The organism is Noviherbaspirillum suwonense, assembly GCF_900182955.1.
Taxonomy (GTDB): Bacteria; Pseudomonadota; Gammaproteobacteria; order Burkholderiales; family Burkholderiaceae_D; genus Noviherbaspirillum_A; species Noviherbaspirillum_A suwonense.
The window spans coordinates 36,560-55,536 of the sequence record NZ_FXUL01000029.1 but is presented as its reverse complement, the minus strand read 5'-3'; the positions used below and the strand labels follow the sequence as shown (position 1 = coordinate 55,536).

General features: G+C 66.1%; 19 protein-coding genes. 17 read left to right on the top strand and 2 right to left on the bottom strand.

The annotated features are described in order from the left end of the window. The first annotated feature begins 107 nt into the window (after positions 1–107). The 16 genes from aceK to QOL82_RS25505 all read left to right on the top strand — a co-directional run bounded on the left by aceK (position 108) and on the right by QOL82_RS25505 (position 16,258). A complete protein-coding gene (gene aceK, locus QOL82_RS25580; protein WP_283445150.1) occupies positions 108–1,916 on the top strand; it encodes a bifunctional isocitrate dehydrogenase kinase/phosphatase in 1,809 nt (602 codons plus the stop codon). A 14-nt stretch (positions 1,917–1,930) separates the two neighbouring features. After that, entirely contained in the window at positions 1,931–3,112 is a 1,182-nt protein-coding gene (locus tag QOL82_RS25575; RefSeq protein WP_283445149.1) for an acetyl-CoA C-acetyltransferase, read from the top strand. 190 nt (positions 3,113–3,302) lie between these two features. Continuing rightward, entirely contained in the window at positions 3,303–4,433 is a 1,131-nt protein-coding gene (locus QOL82_RS25570; RefSeq protein WP_283445148.1) for an acyl-CoA dehydrogenase family protein, read from the top strand. Between the two features lie 29 nt (positions 4,434–4,462). After that, a complete protein-coding gene (locus QOL82_RS25565) occupies positions 4,463–5,065 on the top strand; it encodes a 2-hydroxychromene-2-carboxylate isomerase (RefSeq protein WP_283445147.1) in 603 nt (200 codons plus the stop codon). A gap of 23 nt (positions 5,066–5,088) precedes the next feature. Further along, positions 5,089–5,493, top strand: a complete 405-nt coding sequence (locus tag QOL82_RS25560) for a rhodanese-like domain-containing protein (RefSeq protein ID WP_430438549.1) — start codon at positions 5,089–5,091, stop codon at positions 5,491–5,493. Further along, positions 5,490–5,885 carry a YchJ family protein gene (locus QOL82_RS25555; RefSeq protein ID WP_283445145.1) on the top strand — a complete coding sequence of 132 codons (396 nt, stop codon included), beginning with the start codon at positions 5,490–5,492 and terminating at the stop codon, positions 5,883–5,885. The genes QOL82_RS25560 and QOL82_RS25555 overlap by 4 nt, the downstream gene beginning before the upstream one ends. Positions 5,886–5,950: 65 nt before the next feature. Then, positions 5,951–6,985: a biotin synthase BioB gene (bioB, locus tag QOL82_RS25550; RefSeq protein WP_283445169.1), complete on the top strand. Its 1,035-nt coding sequence runs from the start codon at positions 5,951–5,953 to the stop codon at positions 6,983–6,985. Between the two features lie 41 nt (positions 6,986–7,026). Beyond that, positions 7,027–7,956 (top strand): 2-hydroxyacid dehydrogenase, encoded by a 930-nt coding sequence (locus QOL82_RS25545; RefSeq protein ID WP_283445144.1) that lies wholly within the window; start codon positions 7,027–7,029, stop codon positions 7,954–7,956. Between the two features lies 1 nt (position 7,957). Beyond that, positions 7,958–8,875, top strand: a complete 918-nt coding sequence (locus tag QOL82_RS25540; RefSeq protein ID WP_283445143.1) for a hydroxymethylglutaryl-CoA lyase — start codon at positions 7,958–7,960, stop codon at positions 8,873–8,875. Continuing rightward, the gene (locus QOL82_RS25535; protein ID WP_283445142.1) at positions 8,872–9,084 is read left to right on the top strand and encodes a DUF1289 domain-containing protein; all 213 of its coding nucleotides are present in this window, start codon (positions 8,872–8,874) and stop codon (positions 9,082–9,084) included. Before QOL82_RS25540 ends, QOL82_RS25535 begins: the two co-directional genes overlap by 4 nt. 9 nt (positions 9,085–9,093) lie before the next feature. Beyond that, positions 9,094–9,543 carry a hypothetical protein gene (locus QOL82_RS25530; RefSeq protein WP_283445141.1) on the top strand — a complete coding sequence of 150 codons (450 nt, stop codon included), beginning with the start codon at positions 9,094–9,096 and terminating at the stop codon, positions 9,541–9,543. Continuing rightward, a complete protein-coding gene (locus tag QOL82_RS25525; protein WP_283445140.1) occupies positions 9,540–10,445 on the top strand; it encodes an MBL fold metallo-hydrolase in 906 nt (301 codons plus the stop codon). The genes QOL82_RS25530 and QOL82_RS25525 overlap by 4 nt, the downstream gene beginning before the upstream one ends. Before the next feature lie 276 nt (positions 10,446–10,721). Further along, positions 10,722–11,300, top strand: coding sequence for an outer membrane beta-barrel protein (locus QOL82_RS25520; RefSeq protein ID WP_283445139.1), 579 nt, complete (start codon positions 10,722–10,724; stop codon positions 11,298–11,300). Between the two features lie 249 nt (positions 11,301–11,549). Beyond that, a complete protein-coding gene (locus tag QOL82_RS25515; RefSeq protein WP_283445138.1) occupies positions 11,550–13,013 on the top strand; it encodes a hypothetical protein in 1,464 nt (487 codons plus the stop codon). Between the two features lie 154 nt (positions 13,014–13,167). Then, the gene (locus QOL82_RS25510; RefSeq protein WP_283445137.1) at positions 13,168–13,476 is read left to right on the top strand and encodes a DUF1330 domain-containing protein; all 309 of its coding nucleotides are present in this window, start codon (positions 13,168–13,170) and stop codon (positions 13,474–13,476) included. A gap of 307 nt (positions 13,477–13,783) precedes the next feature. Continuing rightward, positions 13,784–16,258 carry a hypothetical protein gene (locus tag QOL82_RS25505; RefSeq protein WP_283445136.1) on the top strand — a complete coding sequence of 825 codons (2,475 nt, stop codon included), beginning with the start codon at positions 13,784–13,786 and terminating at the stop codon, positions 16,256–16,258. Between the two features lie 36 nt (positions 16,259–16,294). Here the strand turns inward: QOL82_RS25505 and QOL82_RS25500 are convergent, their stop codons facing one another. Together QOL82_RS25500 and QOL82_RS25495 are read right to left on the bottom strand one after the other, a co-directional pair. Continuing rightward, on the bottom strand, positions 16,295–17,545 hold the full coding sequence (locus QOL82_RS25500) for a phenylacetate--CoA ligase family protein (RefSeq protein ID WP_283445135.1): 1,251 nt from the start codon (positions 17,543–17,545) through the stop codon (positions 16,295–16,297). Positions 17,546–17,569: 24 nt separating this feature from the next. Next, complete coding sequence (locus QOL82_RS25495; RefSeq protein WP_283445134.1) at positions 17,570–18,391, bottom strand: ABC transporter ATP-binding protein; 822 nt, start codon at positions 18,389–18,391, stop codon at positions 17,570–17,572. On the opposite strand from QOL82_RS25495, the gene QOL82_RS25490 reads away from it, so the two are divergent. Further along, positions 18,390–18,575, top strand: a complete 186-nt coding sequence (locus QOL82_RS25490; RefSeq protein ID WP_283445133.1) for a hypothetical protein — start codon at positions 18,390–18,392, stop codon at positions 18,573–18,575. The two genes, QOL82_RS25495 and QOL82_RS25490, sit on opposite strands and share 2 nt — an antisense overlap. Positions 18,576–18,977 lie beyond the last annotated feature (402 nt).

The following is an 18,977-nucleotide window of genomic DNA, read 5'->3' as shown; positions in this document are numbered from 1 at the left end:
CTTACTGGCTTGCATTGATGCAATATCATTCGTTGGAAGTTCGTTAAACGCACATGCAGCAAAGTTCGTTAAACTCCGGGATTGTTTCCCTTCCGCAGGCGCCGTCCATGAAGACCGCATTTCCCAAACTCCTGTCGTCGCAAATCGCCTTCGACATCGCGCGCACGGTGCTGGATGGCTTCGACAAGCATTACCGGCTGTTCCGCAGCGCCAGCATGGCCGGCAAGGCTTACTTCGAGCAGAGCGACTGGCGCGGCATGCAGCAGAGCGCCCGCGACCGCATTGCGTTCTACGACCAGCGGGTGCAGGAATGCGTGCAGATCCTGGAAGACGAATACGACCCGGAAGACCTGACCGACAGCGTCTGGCGCGAGGTCAAGCTGCATTACATCGGCCTGCTGACCAATCACAAGCAGCCCGAGCTGGCCGAGACCTTCTTCACCTCGGTGTGCTGCAACATCCTGCACCGCAGCTATTTCCACAACGACTTCATCTTCGTGCGGCCGGCGGTGTCCACCGAATACATCGAGCCGGACGAGGCGACGCCGATCTACCGGGTCTACTATCCGGCAACCGACGGGCTGCGCTACACGCTCAAGCGCATCATCACCAACTTCCAGCTGGCCTGTCCGTTTTCCGACCTCGACCGCGATATCGCGCTGGTCGAAGAGCGGATGCAGGCGCTGTTCGGCTCGGCGCCGCCCGAGGCCAACCAGCAGATACAGGTGCTGGCCAGCCCGTTCTACCGCAACAAGGCGGCCTATATCATCGGCAAGATCGTCAACGGCAACCGCGAGGAACCGTTCGTGATGCCGATACTGCACGGACCGGGCGGCGACCTCTACATCGACACGCTGCTGTGCGACCGTTCGCAGGTGACGGTGATGTTTTCCTTTACCCGCGCCTACTTCCTGGTCGACATGGAAGTGCCGTCGTCCTATGTGCGCTTCCTGCGCACCATCATGCCCTACAAGCCGCGCAGCGAGATCTATACCGTGCTCGGGCTGCAGAAGCAGGGCAAGGCGCTGTTCTACCGCGACTTCCTGCATCACCTGCGCTATTCGTCCGACCGCATCGACAGCGCGCCCGGCATCCGCGGCCTGGTGATGGTGGTGTTCGCGCTGCCGTCCTTCCCCTATGTGTTCAAGGTCATCAAGGACTTCATTCCCGCGCCCAAGGAAACCACGCGCGCGCTGGTCAAGGAAAAGTACCAGCTGGTGAAGAACCATGACCGCGTGGGCCGCATGGCCGACACGCTGGAATACTCGAATGTCGCGTTCCCGCGTTCGCGCATCACCGACGAGCTGCTGGCCGACCTGAAGGCGGTGGCGCCGTCCATCGTCGAGGAAGAGGATGGCCAGGTCATCATCCGCCACCTGTACATCGAGCGCCGCATGGTGCCGCTGAACATCTGGCTGACCAATGCCGAGAAGGCCGGCGACGAGCAGGCGATCGAGCATGCGATCATTGAATACGGCAACGCCATCAAGGAACTGGTCGCCGCCAACATCTTCCCCGGCGACATGCTGTACAAGAACTTTGGCGTCACCCGGCACGGCCGCGTGGTGTTCTACGACTACGACGAGATCGAGTACATTACCGACTGCAATTTCCGGGCGATACCGGCGCCGCGCAACGAGGAAGACGAGATGTCGGCCGAGCCCTGGTACCCGGTCGCCAAGAACGACGTGTTTCCCGAGCAGTTCGGCACCTTCCTGCTTGGAAATGCCAGGGTGCGCAAGTACTTCATGAAGCATCATGCCGACCTGCTCAGCCCCGCGTTCTGGCAGGGGCGCAAGGAACGCATCCTGGCCGGCTACATGGAAGATGTCTTTCCATATCCGCAATCGTGCCGTTTCCATCAGCAACTGAAACCGCAGCAATCATTGACAACCCCGGCGGCGGAAGCCGCCTGAACTGGAGAAGCAACATGAACGACCCTATTGTCATCGTCGGCGCAGCGCGCACCCCGATGGGCGCCTTCCAGGGCGACTTTTCTTCCTTATCCGCAAGCGACCTGGGCGCCGTGGCCATCCGCGCCGCGGTCGAGCGCGCCGGCGTGCCGGCCGACCAGGTGCAGGATGTCCTGTTCGGCAACTGCCTGATGGCGGGCCAGGGCCAGGCGCCCGCGCGCCAGGCCGCGATCAAGGCCGGCATCCCTGTTTCCGCCGGCGCCGTCACGATGTCCAAGATGTGCGGCTCGGCGATGCAGGCCGTGATCTACGCGCATGACTCCATCGTCGCCGGCACCAACGAGGTGGTGGTGGCAGGCGGCATGGAGTCGATGACCAATGCGCCCTACCTGATCCCGAAGGCGCGCGGCGGCTACCGCATCGGCCACGGCATGATCTATGACCACATGATGCTCGACGGCCTGGAAGACGCCTACGAGAAGGGCCGCTCGATGGGCACCTTCGCCGAGGAATGCGTGGCCAAGTACCAGTTCTCGCGCGCCGACCAGGATGCGTTCGCCATCGACTCGGTCAAGCGCGCGCAGGCCGCCACCGCCGACGGCTCGTTCAAGTGGGAAATCGCGCCCGTCACCGTGTCCGGCCGCAACGGCGACACCGTGATCGACAAGGACGAAGGCCCGCTGAAGGCCAAGCTCGACAAGATCGCCACGCTGAAGCCGGCGTTCAAGAAGGACGGCACCATCACCGCCGCCTCGTCCTCGTCGATCAACGACGGCGCTGCCGCGCTGGTCATCATGCGCGAGTCGACCGCGAAGAAGCTCGGCTGCACGCCGCTGGCCCGCATCGTCGGCCACACCCGGCATTCGCAGGAGCCGAACGAGTTCACGACCGCCCCGGTCGGCGCGATCGCCAAGCTGTACCAGAAGACCGGCTGGAACACGGCGGAGGTCGACCTGTTCGAAGTGAACGAAGCCTTCGCCGCGGTCGCCATGGCCGCGATGAACGAGCACAAGATCCCGCACGAGAAGATCAACATCCACGGCGGCGCCTGCGCGCTGGGCCACCCGATCGGCGCTTCCGGCGCGCGCATCATCGTCACGCTGCTGGGCGCGCTGAAGAAGACCGGCGGCAAGCGCGGCGTGGCGGCGCTGTGCATCGGCGGCGGCGAAGCGACCGCGATGGCCATCGAGATGATGTAAGCAATGCAGCCCGGGCACCGTCGCCGCGCCCGGGCTGCAGGCGATCCAAAAATTCGCAGGGTGGAATAAGGGCAGCGCATTCCGCCAGTCGGCAATCAATCGATCCAGGCTGCAGCCTGTCGACGCGCGGTGCAATGCGCCCTGCTTATTCCACCCTACGACACGTATTCACGCTCACACAGGAACAAGCATGGTCCTCTCCGAACAGCACCAGATGATTCGCGACGCCCTGCGCACCTTCTCGCGCGAGCGGCTCGCGCCAAATGCGGCGCGCTGGGACCGCGAGCATCATTTTCCGCAGCAGGAGCTGAAGGAACTGGCGGCGCTGGGCGCCTACGGCGTGGCCGTGCCCGAGGCGCTGGGCGGTGCCGGGCTCGATTACCTGGCGCTGGCGCTGGTGCTGGAGGAGATCGCGGCCGGCGACGGCGGCACCTCCACCGTCATCTCGGTCAACAACTGCCCGGTATGCAGCATCGCGATGATGTATGCCAACGACGCGCAGAAAGAACAATGGCTGCGCCCGCTGGCGCAGGGCGAGATGCTGGGCGCCTTCTGCCTGACCGAGCCGCATGCGGGCAGCGACGCGTCGTCGCTCAGGACCACCGCGGTGCGCGACGGCGACGACTACGTGCTCAACGGCGTCAAGCAGTTCATCACCAGCGGCAAGCATGCCGATGTCGCCATCGTGATGGCCGTGACCGACAGGCAGGCCGGCAAGAAAGGCATCAGCGCATTCTGGGTGCCGACCTCCGCGCCCGGCTACATCGTCGCGCGCCTCGAGGACAAGATGGGCCAGCATTCATCGGATACCGCGCAGATCCTGTTCGAGAACTGCCGCGTGCCTGCCGCGAACCTGATCGGCGAGGAGGGCATGGGCTACCGCATCGCGCTGTCGGGCCTCGAGGGCGGGCGCATCGGCATCGCGTCGCAGGCGGTCGGCATGGCGCGCGCGGCGTTCGAGGCGGCGCTGGCCTATGCGAAGGAGCGCACCAGCTTTGGCCAGACGCTGTTCGAGCACCAGGCGGTGCAGTTCCGGCTGGCCGACATGGCCACGCAGATCGAGGCGGCGCGCCAGATGATCTGGCATGCGGCCAGCATGAAGGACGCGGGCCTGCCCTGCCTGAAGGAAGCGGCGATGGCCAAGCTGTTCGCCACCGAGATGGCCGAGCGGGTCTGCTCCGACGCCATCCAGGTTCATGGCGGCTATGGCTACGTCAGCGACTTCCCGGTCGAGCGCATCTACCGCGACGTGAGGGTTTGCCAGATCTACGAAGGCACCAGCGACATACAGAAAATTCTGATCGCCCGCGCGCTGGGCTGAAACAAGGGCGAACGCAGACAGGAGACGACATGGCTGGCCCCATCGATTTCTATTTCGACTTTTCTTCCCCCTACGGTTATTTCGCCGCGACCCGCATCGAGGAGCTGGCCGTCAACAACGGCAGGCTGGTGAACTGGCACCCGGTGCTGCTCGGCGTGCTGTTCCGCACCGTGGGCACCGCGCCGCTGACGACCTACCCGGTCAAGGGCGAATACGCTTTCCACGACTTCGAACGCACTGCGCGTTTTCACGGCATACCGTACAATCGCCCGCCGCGCTTTCCGCTGGCCACGCAGGCCGCCGCGCGGGCCATGCTGTGGACCGCGCAGGCAGTCGGCGAAGCGCGCGCGATCGAGCTGGCCCAGGCCATCTTCCGCGCGATGTTTGTCGACGGCGTCGCCATCGACGAGGCCGACGAAGTGCTGCGCATCGGCGCGTCCATCGGCCTCGACCGGGATGCGCTGGCGGCCGGGCAGGAAAGCGAGCCGATACGCGAGCGGCTGCGCGAGGAGACCAGCCAGGCGCTGGCCCGCGGCGTGTTCGGCGCGCCATTCATGATCGTCGACGGCGAGCCGTTCTGGGGCTTCGACCGTTTCAACCAGCTCGACGCCTGGCTCAAGGGCGCGCTGTAATTCACAGGGAGGCAACGATGGCAATGACACTATCCTGCAAGACCATGGTGGCCGAAGCCGAGTCGCGCATCAAGGCGTACACGGTGCAGGAAGCCCAGCAGAAGCTGGCCGACCCGAAGGTGCAGCTGGTCGACCTGCGCGACGTGCGCGAACTCGAGCGCGAAGGCGTGGTCCCCGGCGCCTTCCATGCGCCGCGCGGCATGATCGAATTCTGGGTCGACCCGGAATCGCCTTACTTCAAGCCGGTCTTCGGGGAGGACCGCGAGTTCATCTTCTTTTGCGCGGCCGGCTGGCGCAGCGCGCTGACCACCGACACCGTGCAGCGCATGGGCCTGGCGCCGGTGGCGCACATGAGCGGCGGCTTCAGCGCGTGGAAGGCGGCCGGTGCGCCGGTCGCCGAAAAGCCCGCGAAGGCGGCGAAGGCATGAAGCGGCGCGCCGCGGCGGCCGCCTGTCCGTGCGGCGGCGGCGCTTACCCGCAATGCTGCGGCCGGTGGCACGGCGGCGAGGTCGCGGGCAGCGCGGCGCTGCTGATGCGTTCCCGCTACAGCGCCTATGCGCTCGGCCTGCATGACTACCTGCTCGCCACCTGGCATCCGCGCACCCGGCCCGCGCCGGCGGACCTGCAGGACGACGACGCGAAGTGGCTGGGCCTGGAGGTCCGCGCCGCCCAGGAACAGGGAGACGAAGCCACGGTCGAATTCGTCGCCCGCTACCGGCTGGCGGGGCGCGCCCACCGGCTGCATGAAACCAGCCGCTTCCTGCGCGAAGGCGGCCGCTGGTTCTATCTCGACGGGACATTCCCGGAAGGCAGGCCGTGACCGGCCTTCCGAAAGCGTCTCGTCAAAGCGGCGCCCATCAGCAACTCATCATGAAGGAAACACCGATGTCGGAAGAAGTCATTACATTCCATGCCGCACCCAAGGCCGTCCCCATTGCCGCCGAGGCCTGGCCGGTCGACGCCGTCATGGCGCTGTTCAACCTGCCGTTCGCCGACCTGATGCTGCGCGCGCAGCAGGCACACCGCCAGCACTTCGATCCGACCGAAGTCGAGCTGGCCACGCTGCTGTCGATCAAGACCGGCGGCTGCCCGGAAGACTGCGGCTACTGCCCGCAGGCGGCCCGCTACGACACCGGCGTCACCGCGCAGAAGATCCTGCCGCTGGCCGCGGTGCTCGAAGCCGCCCGCGCCGCGAAAGCCGAGGGCGCGACCCGCTTCTGCATGGGCGCGGCCTGGCGCGAGCCCAAGGACCGCGACCTCGACCCGGTCGAGGAAATGGTGCGCGAAGTCAAGGCGCTCGGCATGGAGACCTGCGTCACGCTGGGCATGCTGGCCGAGCACCAGGCGCAGCGGCTGAAGAACGCCGGCCTGGACTACTACAACCACAACCTCGACACCGCGCCCGAGTTCTATGAAAACATCATCAGCACCCGCGACTACCAGGACCGGCTGGACACGCTGGGCCGGGTGCGCGGCGCCGGCATCAAGGTCTGCAGCGGCGGCATCGTCGGCATGGGCGAGACGCGGCTGCAGCGCGCCGGCCTGATCGCGCAGCTGGCCAACATGTCGCCATACCCGGAGTCGGTGCCGATCAACCACCTGGTGCAGGTGCCCGGCACGCCGCTGTACGGGCAGGATGCGCTGGACCCGCTGGAATTCGTGCGCACCATCGCGGTCGCGCGCATCACGATGCCGGAGGCGCGGGTGCGCCTGTCCGCCGGCCGCCGACAGCTGGGCGACGCGGTGCAGGCCATGTGCTTCATGGCCGGCGCCAACTCCATCTTCTACGGCGACAAGCTGCTCACGACCGGCAACCCGGAAGTCGACGAGGACCGGGCGCTGCTGGCGCGCCTCGGCCTCCGGGCGCGCACCGCGCATGTGGATGCGCGATGCGACGTCACCCGGCAGGCCGCGCAATAAAGCACAATGCGAATAATCAACCAGCATCAAGAAGGGGCATCATGCGTATCCTGTTTCATGCAACCGGCGGCAAGCCCGACCCATGGCTGGCCGACCTGACCGAAGCCATACCCGGCGCTGAAGTGCGCGCCTGGCAGGAAGGCGACCACGCGCCGGCCGATTACGCGGTGGTATGGCAGCCGCCGCGCGCAATGCTGCAGGACCGCGGCGGCCTCAAGGCCATCTTCAACCTCGGCGCCGGCGTCGACGGCATCATGGCGCTCGGCGACGCGCTGCCGGCGGACGTGCCGGTGGTGCGGCTCGACGACGCCGGCATGGGCGTGCAGATGGCCGAATACGTCAGCCACGCGGTGCTGCATTATTTCCGCCGGTTCGACGATTATGCGATGCAGCAGAACGAGGGCCGCTGGCGCTTCCTGAAGCCGCATGACAAGCGCGAATTCACGGTGGGCATACTCGGCCTCGGCATCCTCGGCACCCGCATCGCCGACGCACTGGCCGGCCTGGGCTTCAGGCTGCATGGCTGGAGCCGCAGCGCCAAGGATGTCCAGGGCGTCACCTGCCATTCCGGCGCGGAAGGGCTGGACGCCTTCCTCGCCGCCAGCCGGGTGCTGGTCTGCATCCTGCCGCTGACATCCGAGACCCGCGGCATCCTGAACCGGGACACGCTGGGCAAGCTGCCCAAGGGCGCGTATGTTGTCAACGTCGCCCGCGGCGGCCATCTGGTCGAAGAGGACCTGCTGGCCATGGTGCAGTCCGGCCATATCGCCGGGGCCACGCTGGACGTGTTCCGGGAAGAGCCGCTGCCGCCGGCCCACCCGTTCTGGCGCGAGCCGCGCATCAGGATCACGCCGCATGCGGCCGCCGTCACGCTGCGCGGCGACAGCGTGCGCCAGATCGCGGGCAAGGTCGCCCAGCTCGAACGCGGCGAACCCATCGCCGGCGTCGTCGACCCCACGAAAGGATACTGACATGACAGCCCAGGACTTGCCACGCAAGGTCAAGATCGTCGAAGTCGGGCCGCGCGACGGCCTGCAGAACGAGAAGGAAACCATCCCGGCGGACATCAAGATCGCGCTGGTCGACAGGCTCACCGCGGCCGGCTTCGCCAACATCGAGGCCGCGTCCTTCGTGTCGCCGAAGTGGGTGCCGCAGATGGCGACCTCGACCGAGGTGATGGCCGGCATCGCCCGCAGGCCGGGCGTGCTGTATTCGGCGCTGGCCCCCAACATGAAGGGCTTCGAGGCCGCGCTCGCGGCCGGCGCGGACGAGATCGTGATCTTCGGCGCGGCGTCCGAGGCGTTCTCGCAAAAGAACATCAACTGCTCGATCGCGGAATCGATCGAGCGCTTCCGCGACGTCGCCGAGGCGACCAAGCGGCACGGCCTGCGCCTGCGCGCCGCGGTCAGCTGCGCATTCGGCTGCCCGTACCAGGGCGAGGTGCCGCTGGACGCGGTGGCCGACGTCGTCGCCCGGCTGCGCGACCTCGGCTGCGACGAGATCGACATCGCCGACACGATAGGCGTGGCCACGCCGCGCAAGGTGCATGAAGTGATGCCGCGCGTGATCCGCGAATTCCCGATCGAAGGCCTGTCGGGCCATTTCCACGACACCTACGGCCAGGCAATCGCCAACATCTACGCCAGCCTGGAAGAGGGCATCACGATCTACCATTCGTCGGTCGCCGGCCTTGGCGGCTGCCCGTATGCAAAGGGCGCGACCGGCAATGTCGCCACCGAGGACGTGCTTTACCTGATGCAAGGGCTGGGCATCGAAACCGGCGTCGACCTCGACGCGGTGGTGGACGCCGGCCAGTTCATCGCCGGCCACCTCGGGCGCAAGTCCAACAGCCGCGCGGGCAACGCGATCGCGGCGAAGCGCCAGCAATGATCGACTTCGACCCCGCCGCGCCCGGCCCGGCGCCATCGCCCTGCATCAGCCTGTGCGAGATGGACGCGAAGACCGGGCTGTGCATGGGCTGCCAGCGCACGATAGACGAGATCGTCGCCTGGGGCGGGGCGTCCGACGAGGAACGGCGCGCGGTCTGGCGCGAGATCGGACGGCGCCGCCATGCGCTGTTCGACGGCAACGCGGCATAGGCGGCGCACATGCACACAGGTTTCTACCAACCTCCCGGCACCGTCACCGGCCCGGCCTATGGCAAGGGCTTCAAGCTGATCGCCACCGTGGTCTGCGCGGTGCTGGCCGGCTACGGCATCACCGTCGGCCTGCGTTATCCGCTGCTGCAATACGGGCTGGCGGTGCAGCTGCTGCTGCTGGGCGCCGCGGTCATGCTGGGCGTCAGCTATTACTGGTTCCTGCGCTCGGTGGTCGTGATCGACGCGCGCGGCATACGCCAGACCTGGATGTTCAACCGCGAAGTCGAATGGCGCGACGTGCGCAGCGCCAAGATGATAGGCATCCCCTATTTCACCTGGCTGTTCCCGCCGCGGCTGGTGGTGCGCACCGGCACCGCCTTCGCCACCTTCAATGGCGGCAGCCGCGACGTGCTGGTCGAGTTCGCCAGGATTTCCCTTGCCTACCAGATGAAAAAATGAGCCTGCCCGAATCGATGCACCTGCTGCAGCGCGGCTGGCTGTCGTCCAACAATATCCTGTTCACCGGTGGCGGGCAGAGCGCGCTGGTCGACAGCGGCTATGCGACCCATGCGCCGCAGACGCTGGAACTGGTCGCGCACCTGCTGCGCGGACGCAGGCTGGACCTGCTGGTCAACACCCATGCGCATTCCGACCACTGCGGCGGCAATGCCGCGCTGCAGCAGGCTTACGGCTGCCGCACGCTGATCCCCGAGGCCGAAGCGCGCGCCGTGGGCGACTGGGACGAAGCGGCGCTCAGCTATGTCGCCACCGGCCAGCAATGCCCGCGTTTCGGCTTCGACGGCACCATCGCCGCCGGCGACAGCCTGATGCTGGGCGAATTCGAATGGCAGGTGATGGGCGCGCCCGGCCACGACCCGCATTCGGTGATCCTGTATTGCCCGGCCGAGCGCCTGCTGATCTCGGCCGACGCGCTGTGGGAAAACGGCTTCGGCGTGATCTTTCCCGAACTGGAAGGCGAGTCCGGCTTCGCCGAGGCCCGTGCGACGCTGGAGCAGATCGCCGGGCTCGACGTGCGCCTGGTCATTCCCGGCCACGGCGCGCCGTTCGACGACGTCGCCGGCGCGCTGGAACGGGCGTTCCGCCGCCTCGATTACCTGGAGGCCGACCCGGCGCGCAATGCGCAGAACGGCATCAAGGTGCTGGTCAAGTTCCGGCTGCTGGAGCGCCGGCGCATCACGCTGGCGGAACTGCGGCAATGGATGCGCGAGATCCCGCTGCTGGTCGAATCCAACCGCCGGCACCTGCAGGCGGACCCGGACGCGCTGGCGGACTGGACCGCGGCGCAGCTGGTGAAGGCGGGCGCCGCGGTGATCGAGGACGGGATGCTCGTCGACCGCTGAGGCGGCTCGCGCGGCCACGTGCTCATGGCCGGAAGACCGGGCCAGCGCCAGCATTAAAGGGCACGGCGTTCTGCAACTCCTCGAAATTAAGCCTGCTTGAGGTTCGATATTCGAACGAATAATCGGTTATAAAACAATCAGTTACGTCTGTGTTGTTATTTCTCAACCCGAATAAAAACTGTTCATTAACAAACAGTGTCCAGCTGCAATCATGTTCCCTGGCAAACCTAGAATCGCTGTTCCAGCATCTCGCTGGCAACTATTCCAGGGAAAATCATGAAGCCAACATCCACTCTTTCCGCAATTGCATTCGCCGTTCTCGCGTGCGCATCCACCGCCGCGCTGGCGGACAAGGGCAGCGGTTTTTACCTTGGCGGCGGCCTCGGTTACGCGGGCCAGGGCATCAATTGCCATGGCTCCGACAACTGCTCCAACTCCAGCACCGGCTTCAAGATGCTGGCCGGTTATCAAATCATTCCAAACCTGGCGATCGAATCCAGCTACGGCAGCACCGGCCGGACCAAGGCGTCGGCCAACAACGCGACCCTGTCGAGCAAGAGCGAGTCCTTCACCCTTGCCGTCCTCGGCATCTATCCGGTCAGCAAGGAAGTCGAACTGTTCGGCAAGCTCGGCGCGCACAGCACCAAGAACAAGATCAAGGCAGAAGCGCCTGGTCTATCCGGCTCCGGGACCATGAACGCCAGCGGGCTCCTGGCCGGCATCGGCGCGCAGTACCGGTTCACGCCCAACGTGATCGGCCGCGTCGAGTATGAACACCTGAGTCGCGCCGTCTACGACTTCGACGGGCGCAAGTCCATCAACCTCGTCACCGCAAGCGTGCTCTACCAGTTCTGACGCATCGCCCGCAGCACATGGCAGCCTTGCCCCGGCGCCCGCCGGCGGCATGTCGGCAAGGTTGCTGTTCCGCCGTTCCCCCGATCCATTGATCTGCATCGCAATTCGCTTCGAAACCCATCCCGCCCGGTTCCCCGCGCTTCCGTGCATGCTTATCCTGCCGCCTGCAGGCTGGATGTCGGCGAAAACGTGCTGTCTTCTCCTGCTGGACATTCGCGCCCGAATGTATGTTGCCTCCTGGAGAATGACATGCCCTATGTCGCGCCCCTGCATTATCACGATGTTCCCGAACTGCCCGCGCTGCTCGACTTCTTCTGCAAATGCCAGCCTTCCGGGCAACAGATGGCGGCTCGCTATGACGATGCGCGGAAGAGGGACCTTGCTGCGGCACTCTTTCGCAGGCTGGAGCTTCATCCGCTGCATGCCGCGCCGGCCGAGCCCTGGGGCGGCGCCAGCCTGGCCGAGCCGCCGCTGCTGTCGTTGCGCCTTTCCTGCCCCGACTGGAATGCACTGGCGTCCAGCGTCGTATCGATGCTGGCGGGCGAACTGCGCCTGCTGTTCCGGGCGGCGAACGAGGCTGCCAGGATCGTGCCGCTGCGCTGGGATGCACTGCCGCTGGCGGACCAGGCGTTCGCGGCGTGGGGCACGGCGGCCGGCATGGTCGCGCTGCCTTTGCAAACCGCATCGTCCTATCTCGAGAGCCGCTGCCCGGCGAAGGCGCCGGAGCGCCGGGAGCTGGTTACGGCAGGCGACGCCGACGCGGCGAAGATATGCAGGGACCGGCATGCGCTGGGTTTCCTGGTTGCGACGCAGGACGGCACGCGCTACCTGGCCTGCCACGACGACGACTGGCGCAAGGAAGTTGCCTCATCAACCTATCAGCTCGGGCACCATTTGTCGCTGCTGATGCGCACCGGCCTGCAGATGGCCCAGGCCGGCAATCCGATCGCGCTGCCGGACATGTTCTGGGCGCTGGCCTGCGCCAACTCGACGCCCGGGCTGGAGCACTTCCATTCCTCGCTCCTGCTTTTCCATCAATTCATCCAGATAATGTCGCCCGCGGACCATCATTTCGCGAGCAGGGCCCTGCGCCTTTGCATGGTGTCTTACAAGCTGTGGCAGGACGAGCGCAAGCAATCGATGGACCTTCGCATCCTGCGGCCGGATGCGCCATCGATCCCGCTGGAAAGCCTCGCCGCCTTCGATGCGCATCCTGCTGTCGGCGGCGCCAGCCTGAAACGGTTAGGCATCGGGCCGCATGGCCATCACGCGGCACGCGCAGACATGAACGAGGCGGGTGGAATGCGCATCGGCAGGGCGCATTACCAGTCCGCGATGGCAATCGACGCCATCACCAGCCAGCATGGCGCCCCGCCGGCCACAATTGATGAATCTGCCTTCCTGTCCTGCCAGCGGCCGGCCGGCGGCATGCCGGCGCTGCGGGGACAAGCGGCGGACCGGCCGGCGGGAGACCAGCCTTTTGCCGCCTTCAGGCGGCGCATGGCCGGACCGCCCTGCGAATGGGCTGCGCAGCGCCAGGCCTGGCTGGCGTCCTCCGGATTGGCCGGGAATGAAAACATGGCCGCCCGCGCCGCCGGCGCCATCGTCCGGGTTCCCACGGCCCTGTCGCAGGAAGTCGCGCCTGTTCCCGCGCCATCGGCATTGCCGCAATTCCAGCTTCCCGTGTACCCGCACCGGGCGCCATGGCTGTGACGCAGGCGCGCTCCCGACTGGTGAATCGAGACGTCGTGCGCAGCAATTGCCTCCCCTATAATCAAGCGTGCCATTCGGTAAACCAGCTGCATGTCAGCTCGTCCCATTCAATCTGAAGCCGCCCGCAGGCGGCCGTTCCTTAAGGAGAAAAACCATGCCGAAAGCCTATGTCGTCGCTGAAATACAGGTCACCAATCCCGAGGGCTACGCAGACTACCGTGCGCTGTCCACCGCATCGCTCGCCCAGTACGGCGGGACATGGCTGGCCCGCGGCGGCCAGCGCACCCAGTTCGAAGGCAGGGACGACCAGCACAATGAAAACTGGCGCACCGTGGTCGTGGAGTTCCCGTCGATGGAACAGGCGCGGACCTGGTACGAGTCGCCCGAATATACGCATGCCAGGGAGATCAGGCAGGCGCATTCGATCGGCCGGCTGTTCATCGTCGAGGGCTACGCCGGCTAGCCGCTGCCTGTTGATTCACGGCGAGCGGCGATGCGCGCCTCGCCAGGCTTTGAAACGGCGGCTGCCGCCCCGGCCGCCGATCCGGCGCCGGCCCGCGGCATCGCGCGACGGGCCGGCGCAGCGCGCCTTGCCGCCATTCCCTCCGCTGCGCATCCGCGCGACCTTGACGCAAATCTATTGCACGCAACTTAACGTCCAAACGGGCGTGTCCCTGCCGGAGCCGGCGGGTTCTGCTGTTACCTAGCAGGCCGTCAATGCCGACGGCCTGGCGCATGCGCGCCACAGCCAGTCCGCCCAGGAGCCACGCATGCCCAATAACACGACACAGCTTTACCACAAGAATCCCAATCTGCAGGTCGTGCTCGACTTCCTTGTCCGGTGCACGACGCACGACCAGCAGATGACGGCTCTTTATCAGCATGCGCACCAGCTGACCGCCGTGAAGGCTGCCTGCGCAGCGCTGAACATCCATCCCGCCGATAGCGTCGCCACCTGCAGCCGCGAGCACGAGAGCCTGCCGGCAGACGACCTGCAGCCCTGCCTCATCCTCGGCCGCGAGGACTGGCTGCTGCTGGCGGAAAGCGCAATGCCCCTGCTTGCGCAGGAGTTGCGCAAGCGCCTGCCGGCGATCAACGCCGCGTTGAAGCTCGTCCCCGTGCCGTGGGACGCGCTGTCGCTCCCGGACGGCGCATTGGCCGCATGGGGCACGGCCGCAGGCATGATTGCGCTGCCGGGACGCACGGTCTTCGATTATTTCGGCAGCCGCTATCCGGGCGACGCACGGCAGCGCGGCAGGTACAGCATCGTCAGGGACGTCAACCAGGCCGCTGCCTACCGGATGAGCAACGCATTCGGGTTTCTGCTTGCGAAGGAGGGCACGCAGAATTTCGCCTGCCGCAGCGACAGCTGGCGGGACGAATCGGCCTCGGCCAGGGCAATGCTCGACGGCCACCTGTCGCTGATGCTGAAAATCGGCCTGCAGATGCTGGAGGCCGGCGCTACCTGCCAGTTGCAAGACCTGCGCACTGTCCTTGCCCTTGCAGGCGAGTCGCCTTCGCTGGTGCGGATTCAGATCCTGTTCGAGACCTATGAGGAGCATGTCGCAAGTTACGGCGCGGGGCAGAACAGGTTCCGGAGCACGATGCTGAAAAACTGCATGGACCAATTCCAGCACTGGCAGGCCAGCTGCGGGCTGCCTGACAGCGGAGAAGCCGCCGCTGGACATCGGGACACCCCGGTCCGCAGCACGCGGGAATGGAAATGGGTGGAAACCGGTGTCGAAGACTGGGCGCCGGGCATTTCCTGTCCCGGCCCTGCAATGGCTGTGCCCGGCACCCCGCCTGCCGCATCGCCGACGACGGCCACGATGTCGCCCGCGATGTCGACTACAACGACGAAGACTACGCCGACTACGCCTGCGAAGGCGACGGGGATCGAACCCATGATCGCAGAGGGCGTCATCATCCCCAAAGGCGTGACGGTTGCAAGGGGCGCCCACGTCCGCGTCTGTACAATCAGCGCCAACACCAGCCTGAAGCCGGGCACTATCCTGCATGGCGACGTGTCCATCGCTTCCCACACGCGTTTCGACGGACCGCTGACAATCATGCATGACGTGCGGATCGGCTGGGGCCTGACGTTCAGCGCGGGATTGATCCTGACCGAAGGCGCCACCATTTCGACGTTCGCCGTCAAGCGCGCGCTTCCACGCGGCACCCGCATATCCGGCAGCCTGCGCGTCGGCGAAGGCGTGACGGTCGGCGGCAATGTGTCGTTCGGCGCGGAGAACTGGATAGGCAATCATGTCCGGATCGGCGCGAACGTGCGGTTCGGGCCGTACGTCCAGGTGGACGACGGGGTCTCGATAGGCGCGAACGCCTGGATCAAGGGTCATGCCAGGCTGATTGGCGCCGTCCCCATGAACGCCGAGGTGGATTGCCAGGCCGGAGGCAGGAACACGGTTGGGGAAAAACCCGCCGGCCCTCCGTACGCCATCCACATTTCCGCCTTCAGCATCACCAAAAACGAAACCATCCGCGAACGCATGGCGACGCCGCGCCCGCCGTTGGCCACAGGCTCCGATGCCGGGCCTGAGCACGCGGCCGACCTGCCGCCGGCGGCACAGCGAGCGGGATCGCCGCACTGCCTGGCGGATGAAACGTCGGCGAACCGGCGCCTGCCATCATGCCAGGATGGCGCAGCGATACGCGGCGGGAGCACGACAGTCAGCCCCCCTTCCGCCCACGCCGATTCCTCGCCCGGCATACCGCGCAAGCGCGGCGGCGACGTGCTGGCCGGGCGCAGCACAAAGCGGGTTTGCACCGGTCTGGAACTGCGGTACAAGGATGCGGAAACCGAATACCCGTCAGCTGTGGCGGAGCGCCGGCCAGACCACCATCCGCCAAAAAAATCCGCAGACCTGACGCGGCGGCTGAACAAGTCGGCCTTCCTGCCCGTGCAGGCGACGTCGACATCCGGCATGACCTCAACGTCAACGTCAACGTCAACCGCATGGCTGGACCAGCAAGGACCAACCTCTGTTGCGTTGCCTGAAGCGGCAAAACAACGTGCGCCGGAATTGCCGATGGACAGGGCGGCGCAGCGCAAGGCGTGGGAAAGCTTGGTCATCAGCAAGGAAAACCAGAGTGGGCTCGAACGCGCGATGCGCCAGTCCATCCGCGTGCCGATAGCGAACGCGTGCGCCAAACCGGACGAGCATATGCCGGAGCCGATGACAAGACATGCCGGACCAATGGCTGCGATCAAAGGCCCAAATATGTAACCATGCCCGGCGCAAGCCGTGCCGCGGCCGTCAGCGTCATTCGTAGCGGCGCGCATCCTCGATCACGCGCCCGTCATTGGGCAGCCTGCCAACTGCGACCAGCGACACGTCCCCGCGCAGCTTGGTGATGTCGCGGATGCTGGCGACGATGGCTTCCTGAAGCATGCCGTTGTCCGGCTCTTCGACCTCGCATTGCAGCGTCATCACGTCGTTTGCCATTTCCCCGCTGACCACCAGCCGCGCCCGCCGGATTTCAGGATGGCGGCGGGTGATCTCCGCCACCTGCGACGGATGGACAAACATCGCGCGGACCTTGGTGGTCTGGTCCGCCCGGCCCATCCAGCCGCGGATGCGGGTATTGGTGCGGCCGCATGGCGCGATGCCCTCCAGCACCGCCGACAGGTCGCCGGTGGCGAAGCGCACCAGCGGGTAGTCCGGGTTGAACGAGGTGATGACGACCTCGCCGACCTCGCCTGGCGCCACCGGGTCGCCGGTGCCGGGGCGCACGATTTCCAGCAGCAGTTCCTCGTCCAGCACCATGCCCGGGTTGACCTCGCCGCGGCTCATGGTCTCGTAGGCGATGTTGCCGATGTCGGCCGACCCGTATGTCTGCAGCACGCGCGCCACGCCATGCTGCTGCAGCCAGGACCGCAGCGACGGCGGCAGCGCTTCCGCGCCCACCACCGCGCACTGCAGGCTGCCGATGTCCGCGCCCATCTCCTCGGCCTTCTCGATGATGATCTTGAGGAAGGACGGCGTGCCGGCATACGCGTCGGGCCTGAGTGCGGCGATGGCCTGCACCTGCATCTCGGTCTGGCCGCTGCCGGCCGGCACCACGGTGCAGCCCAGCCTGAACGCACCGCCCTCGACCATGAAGGCGGCCGGCGTGAAGTGATAGGAAAAGCAGTTCTGTATCAGGTCGCCGCCGCGTATGCCTGCCGCGTGAAATGGCCGGGCATAGCGCCACCAGTCGGCGCCCCGGCCCTCCGGGTCGAAGATGGGGCCGGGCGACATGGCGATGCGGGCCAGCCTGCGCGGCGCGGTCGTGGTCAGCCCGCCGAACGGCGCGTCGGCCTGCTGCAGCGCCTTCAGGTCGGACTTGCGGGTGACCGGCAGCTGCGCCAGCGCAGTCCTGCTGCTGATGTCGCCTGCCGCCACACCGTGCAGGATGCCGGCCCAGCCCGGCGCGGTCTGCGCATGCGCGATCAGCCGCGGCAGCCGCGCCATCAGGTCGCGTTCACGCTCCTGCGGACTGCGGGTTTCAAGTTCGTCGAAGTAATTGGACATGATGATCCGCCAGGGTTGGGTTGTTCAGGCCAGCCAGCGTTTGCGGCGGCGGTAAAACTTCATGTCGCGGAAGCTCTTGCGTCCCGCGCCGGACACGCCGAGGTAGAACTCCTTGACGTCCTCGTTCGACGCCAGCGCCGCCGCCTCGCCTTCCATCACGACCCGGCCGTTTTCCAGGATGTAGCCGAAATCCGCATAGCGCAGCGCGACGGTCGTGTTCTGTTCGGCCAGCAGGAAGGACACGTTTTCCTTGCTGTTGAGGTCCCTGACGATCTCGAAGATCTCCTCGACGATCTGCGGCGCCAGGCCCATCGACGGTTCATCCAGCAGGATCATCGACGGCTGCGCCATCAGCGAGCGGCCGATCGCGCACATCTGCTGCTCGCCGCCGGACGTATAGCCGGCCTGCGAGCCGCGCCTTTCCCTCAGGCGCGGGAAGTAGTGGTAGACCTTGTCGAGCGCGTCCTGCAGGCCGCGGCGCGACAGGCGGCGGGTGTAGGCGCCGGTGAGCAGGTTTTCCTCTATCGTCAGGTGGGCGAAGCAGTGGCGGCCTTCCATTACCTGGGATAGTCCGCGCTGGACGAGCGCGTTCGGGGTGAGGTGGTCGATGCGCTGGCCGTCGAACATGACGCTGCCCTTGGTGACGTCGCCGCGTTCGCCGCGGAGGAGGGTGGAGATGGCTTTCAGGGTGGTGGATTTGCCGGCGCCGTTGCCGCCCATGAGGGCGACGATGCCGCCGCGGGGGACCTGGAGGGAGACGCCCTTGAGGACCAGGATCACATGGTCGTAGATGACTTCGATGTTGTTGACCGACAGGTACGGTGATTCTTTGGTTTGGTTTGTCATGATGGTCTGTCTCGTCATGGGGTGCACCGGAGGGTGCGGCTATCAGGTTCTGGTTGGCTCCGCGCAGCGACCGTTGCGGTTGTTTTTGCAGTTGCCCGCGCAGCGACCGTTGCTGTTGCTGCTGTTGCTGCTGTTGCCGTTGCAGTTGCCGCTGCTTGTGAAGTGGCCGTTGCCGTTGCAGTGAATCCCCGTTAGATGGCGACGCGTCGCCAGTGCCTGAAACGGATAAAGAAGCGTCCGCTGTCTGAGCGAAGCGAGTTTCGGACGCTTCCCGTTTCAGGTGCTGGCGGCGCGTGCAGTCCGCGTAGCGGACCGCCATCGTAGGGGTCGCCTTTTTTGCCCCACTTTTTTGGCGAAGCAAAAAAGCGGGTCGGCTGCCGGGCCGAACACCCGGCTACTCCCCACGGCAGTGAAGCCTCAATGTTCCACCCGTCAGCAGACGCGGCATCGGCGCCTTGCGCTGTGGCGCGTTCTCCTGACGTGCAGCCGTCGCAAACTGCAGAAGCGGCTTCGCGACGGTGCGCCGGCGGGCGGATGAAGCAATACCGTCTGGCCTGCCGGACGACCTAGCCGGGTTTCGGCCCGG

What these genes read in the sequence shown, in the direction of transcription:
- aceK (WP_283445150.1), top strand. Translation starts at nt 108, where the DNA reads ATGAAGACCGCATTTCCCAAACTCCTGTCGTCGCAAATCGCCTTCGAC.
- QOL82_RS25575 (WP_283445149.1), top strand. Translation starts at nt 1,931, where the DNA reads ATGAACGACCCTATTGTCATCGTCGGCGCAGCGCGCACCCCGATGGGC.
- QOL82_RS25570 (WP_283445148.1), top strand. Translation starts at nt 3,303, where the DNA reads ATGGTCCTCTCCGAACAGCACCAGATGATTCGCGACGCCCTGCGCACC.
- QOL82_RS25565 (WP_283445147.1), top strand. Translation starts at nt 4,463, where the DNA reads ATGGCTGGCCCCATCGATTTCTATTTCGACTTTTCTTCCCCCTACGGT.
- QOL82_RS25560 (WP_430438549.1), top strand. Translation starts at nt 5,089, where the DNA reads ATGACACTATCCTGCAAGACCATGGTGGCCGAAGCCGAGTCGCGCATC.
- QOL82_RS25555 (WP_283445145.1), top strand. Translation starts at nt 5,490, where the DNA reads ATGAAGCGGCGCGCCGCGGCGGCCGCCTGTCCGTGCGGCGGCGGCGCT.
- bioB (WP_283445169.1), top strand. Translation starts at nt 5,951, where the DNA reads ATGTCGGAAGAAGTCATTACATTCCATGCCGCACCCAAGGCCGTCCCC.
- QOL82_RS25545 (WP_283445144.1), top strand. Translation starts at nt 7,027, where the DNA reads ATGCGTATCCTGTTTCATGCAACCGGCGGCAAGCCCGACCCATGGCTG.
- QOL82_RS25540 (WP_283445143.1), top strand. Translation starts at nt 7,958, where the DNA reads ATGACAGCCCAGGACTTGCCACGCAAGGTCAAGATCGTCGAAGTCGGG.
- QOL82_RS25535 (WP_283445142.1), top strand. Translation starts at nt 8,872, where the DNA reads ATGATCGACTTCGACCCCGCCGCGCCCGGCCCGGCGCCATCGCCCTGC.
- QOL82_RS25530 (WP_283445141.1), top strand. Translation starts at nt 9,094, where the DNA reads ATGCACACAGGTTTCTACCAACCTCCCGGCACCGTCACCGGCCCGGCC.
- QOL82_RS25525 (WP_283445140.1), top strand. Translation starts at nt 9,540, where the DNA reads ATGAGCCTGCCCGAATCGATGCACCTGCTGCAGCGCGGCTGGCTGTCG.
- QOL82_RS25520 (WP_283445139.1), top strand. Translation starts at nt 10,722, where the DNA reads ATGAAGCCAACATCCACTCTTTCCGCAATTGCATTCGCCGTTCTCGCG.
- QOL82_RS25515 (WP_283445138.1), top strand. Translation starts at nt 11,550, where the DNA reads ATGCCCTATGTCGCGCCCCTGCATTATCACGATGTTCCCGAACTGCCC.
- QOL82_RS25510 (WP_283445137.1), top strand. Translation starts at nt 13,168, where the DNA reads ATGCCGAAAGCCTATGTCGTCGCTGAAATACAGGTCACCAATCCCGAG.
- QOL82_RS25505 (WP_283445136.1), top strand. Translation starts at nt 13,784, where the DNA reads ATGCCCAATAACACGACACAGCTTTACCACAAGAATCCCAATCTGCAG.
- QOL82_RS25500 (WP_283445135.1), bottom strand. Translation starts at nt 17,545, where the DNA reads ATGTCCAATTACTTCGACGAACTTGAAACCCGCAGTCCGCAGGAGCGT.
- QOL82_RS25490 (WP_283445133.1), top strand. Translation starts at nt 18,390, where the DNA reads ATGATGGTCTGTCTCGTCATGGGGTGCACCGGAGGGTGCGGCTATCAG.
- QOL82_RS25495 (WP_283445134.1), bottom strand. Translation starts at nt 18,391, where the DNA reads ATGACAAACCAAACCAAAGAATCACCGTACCTGTCGGTCAACAACATC.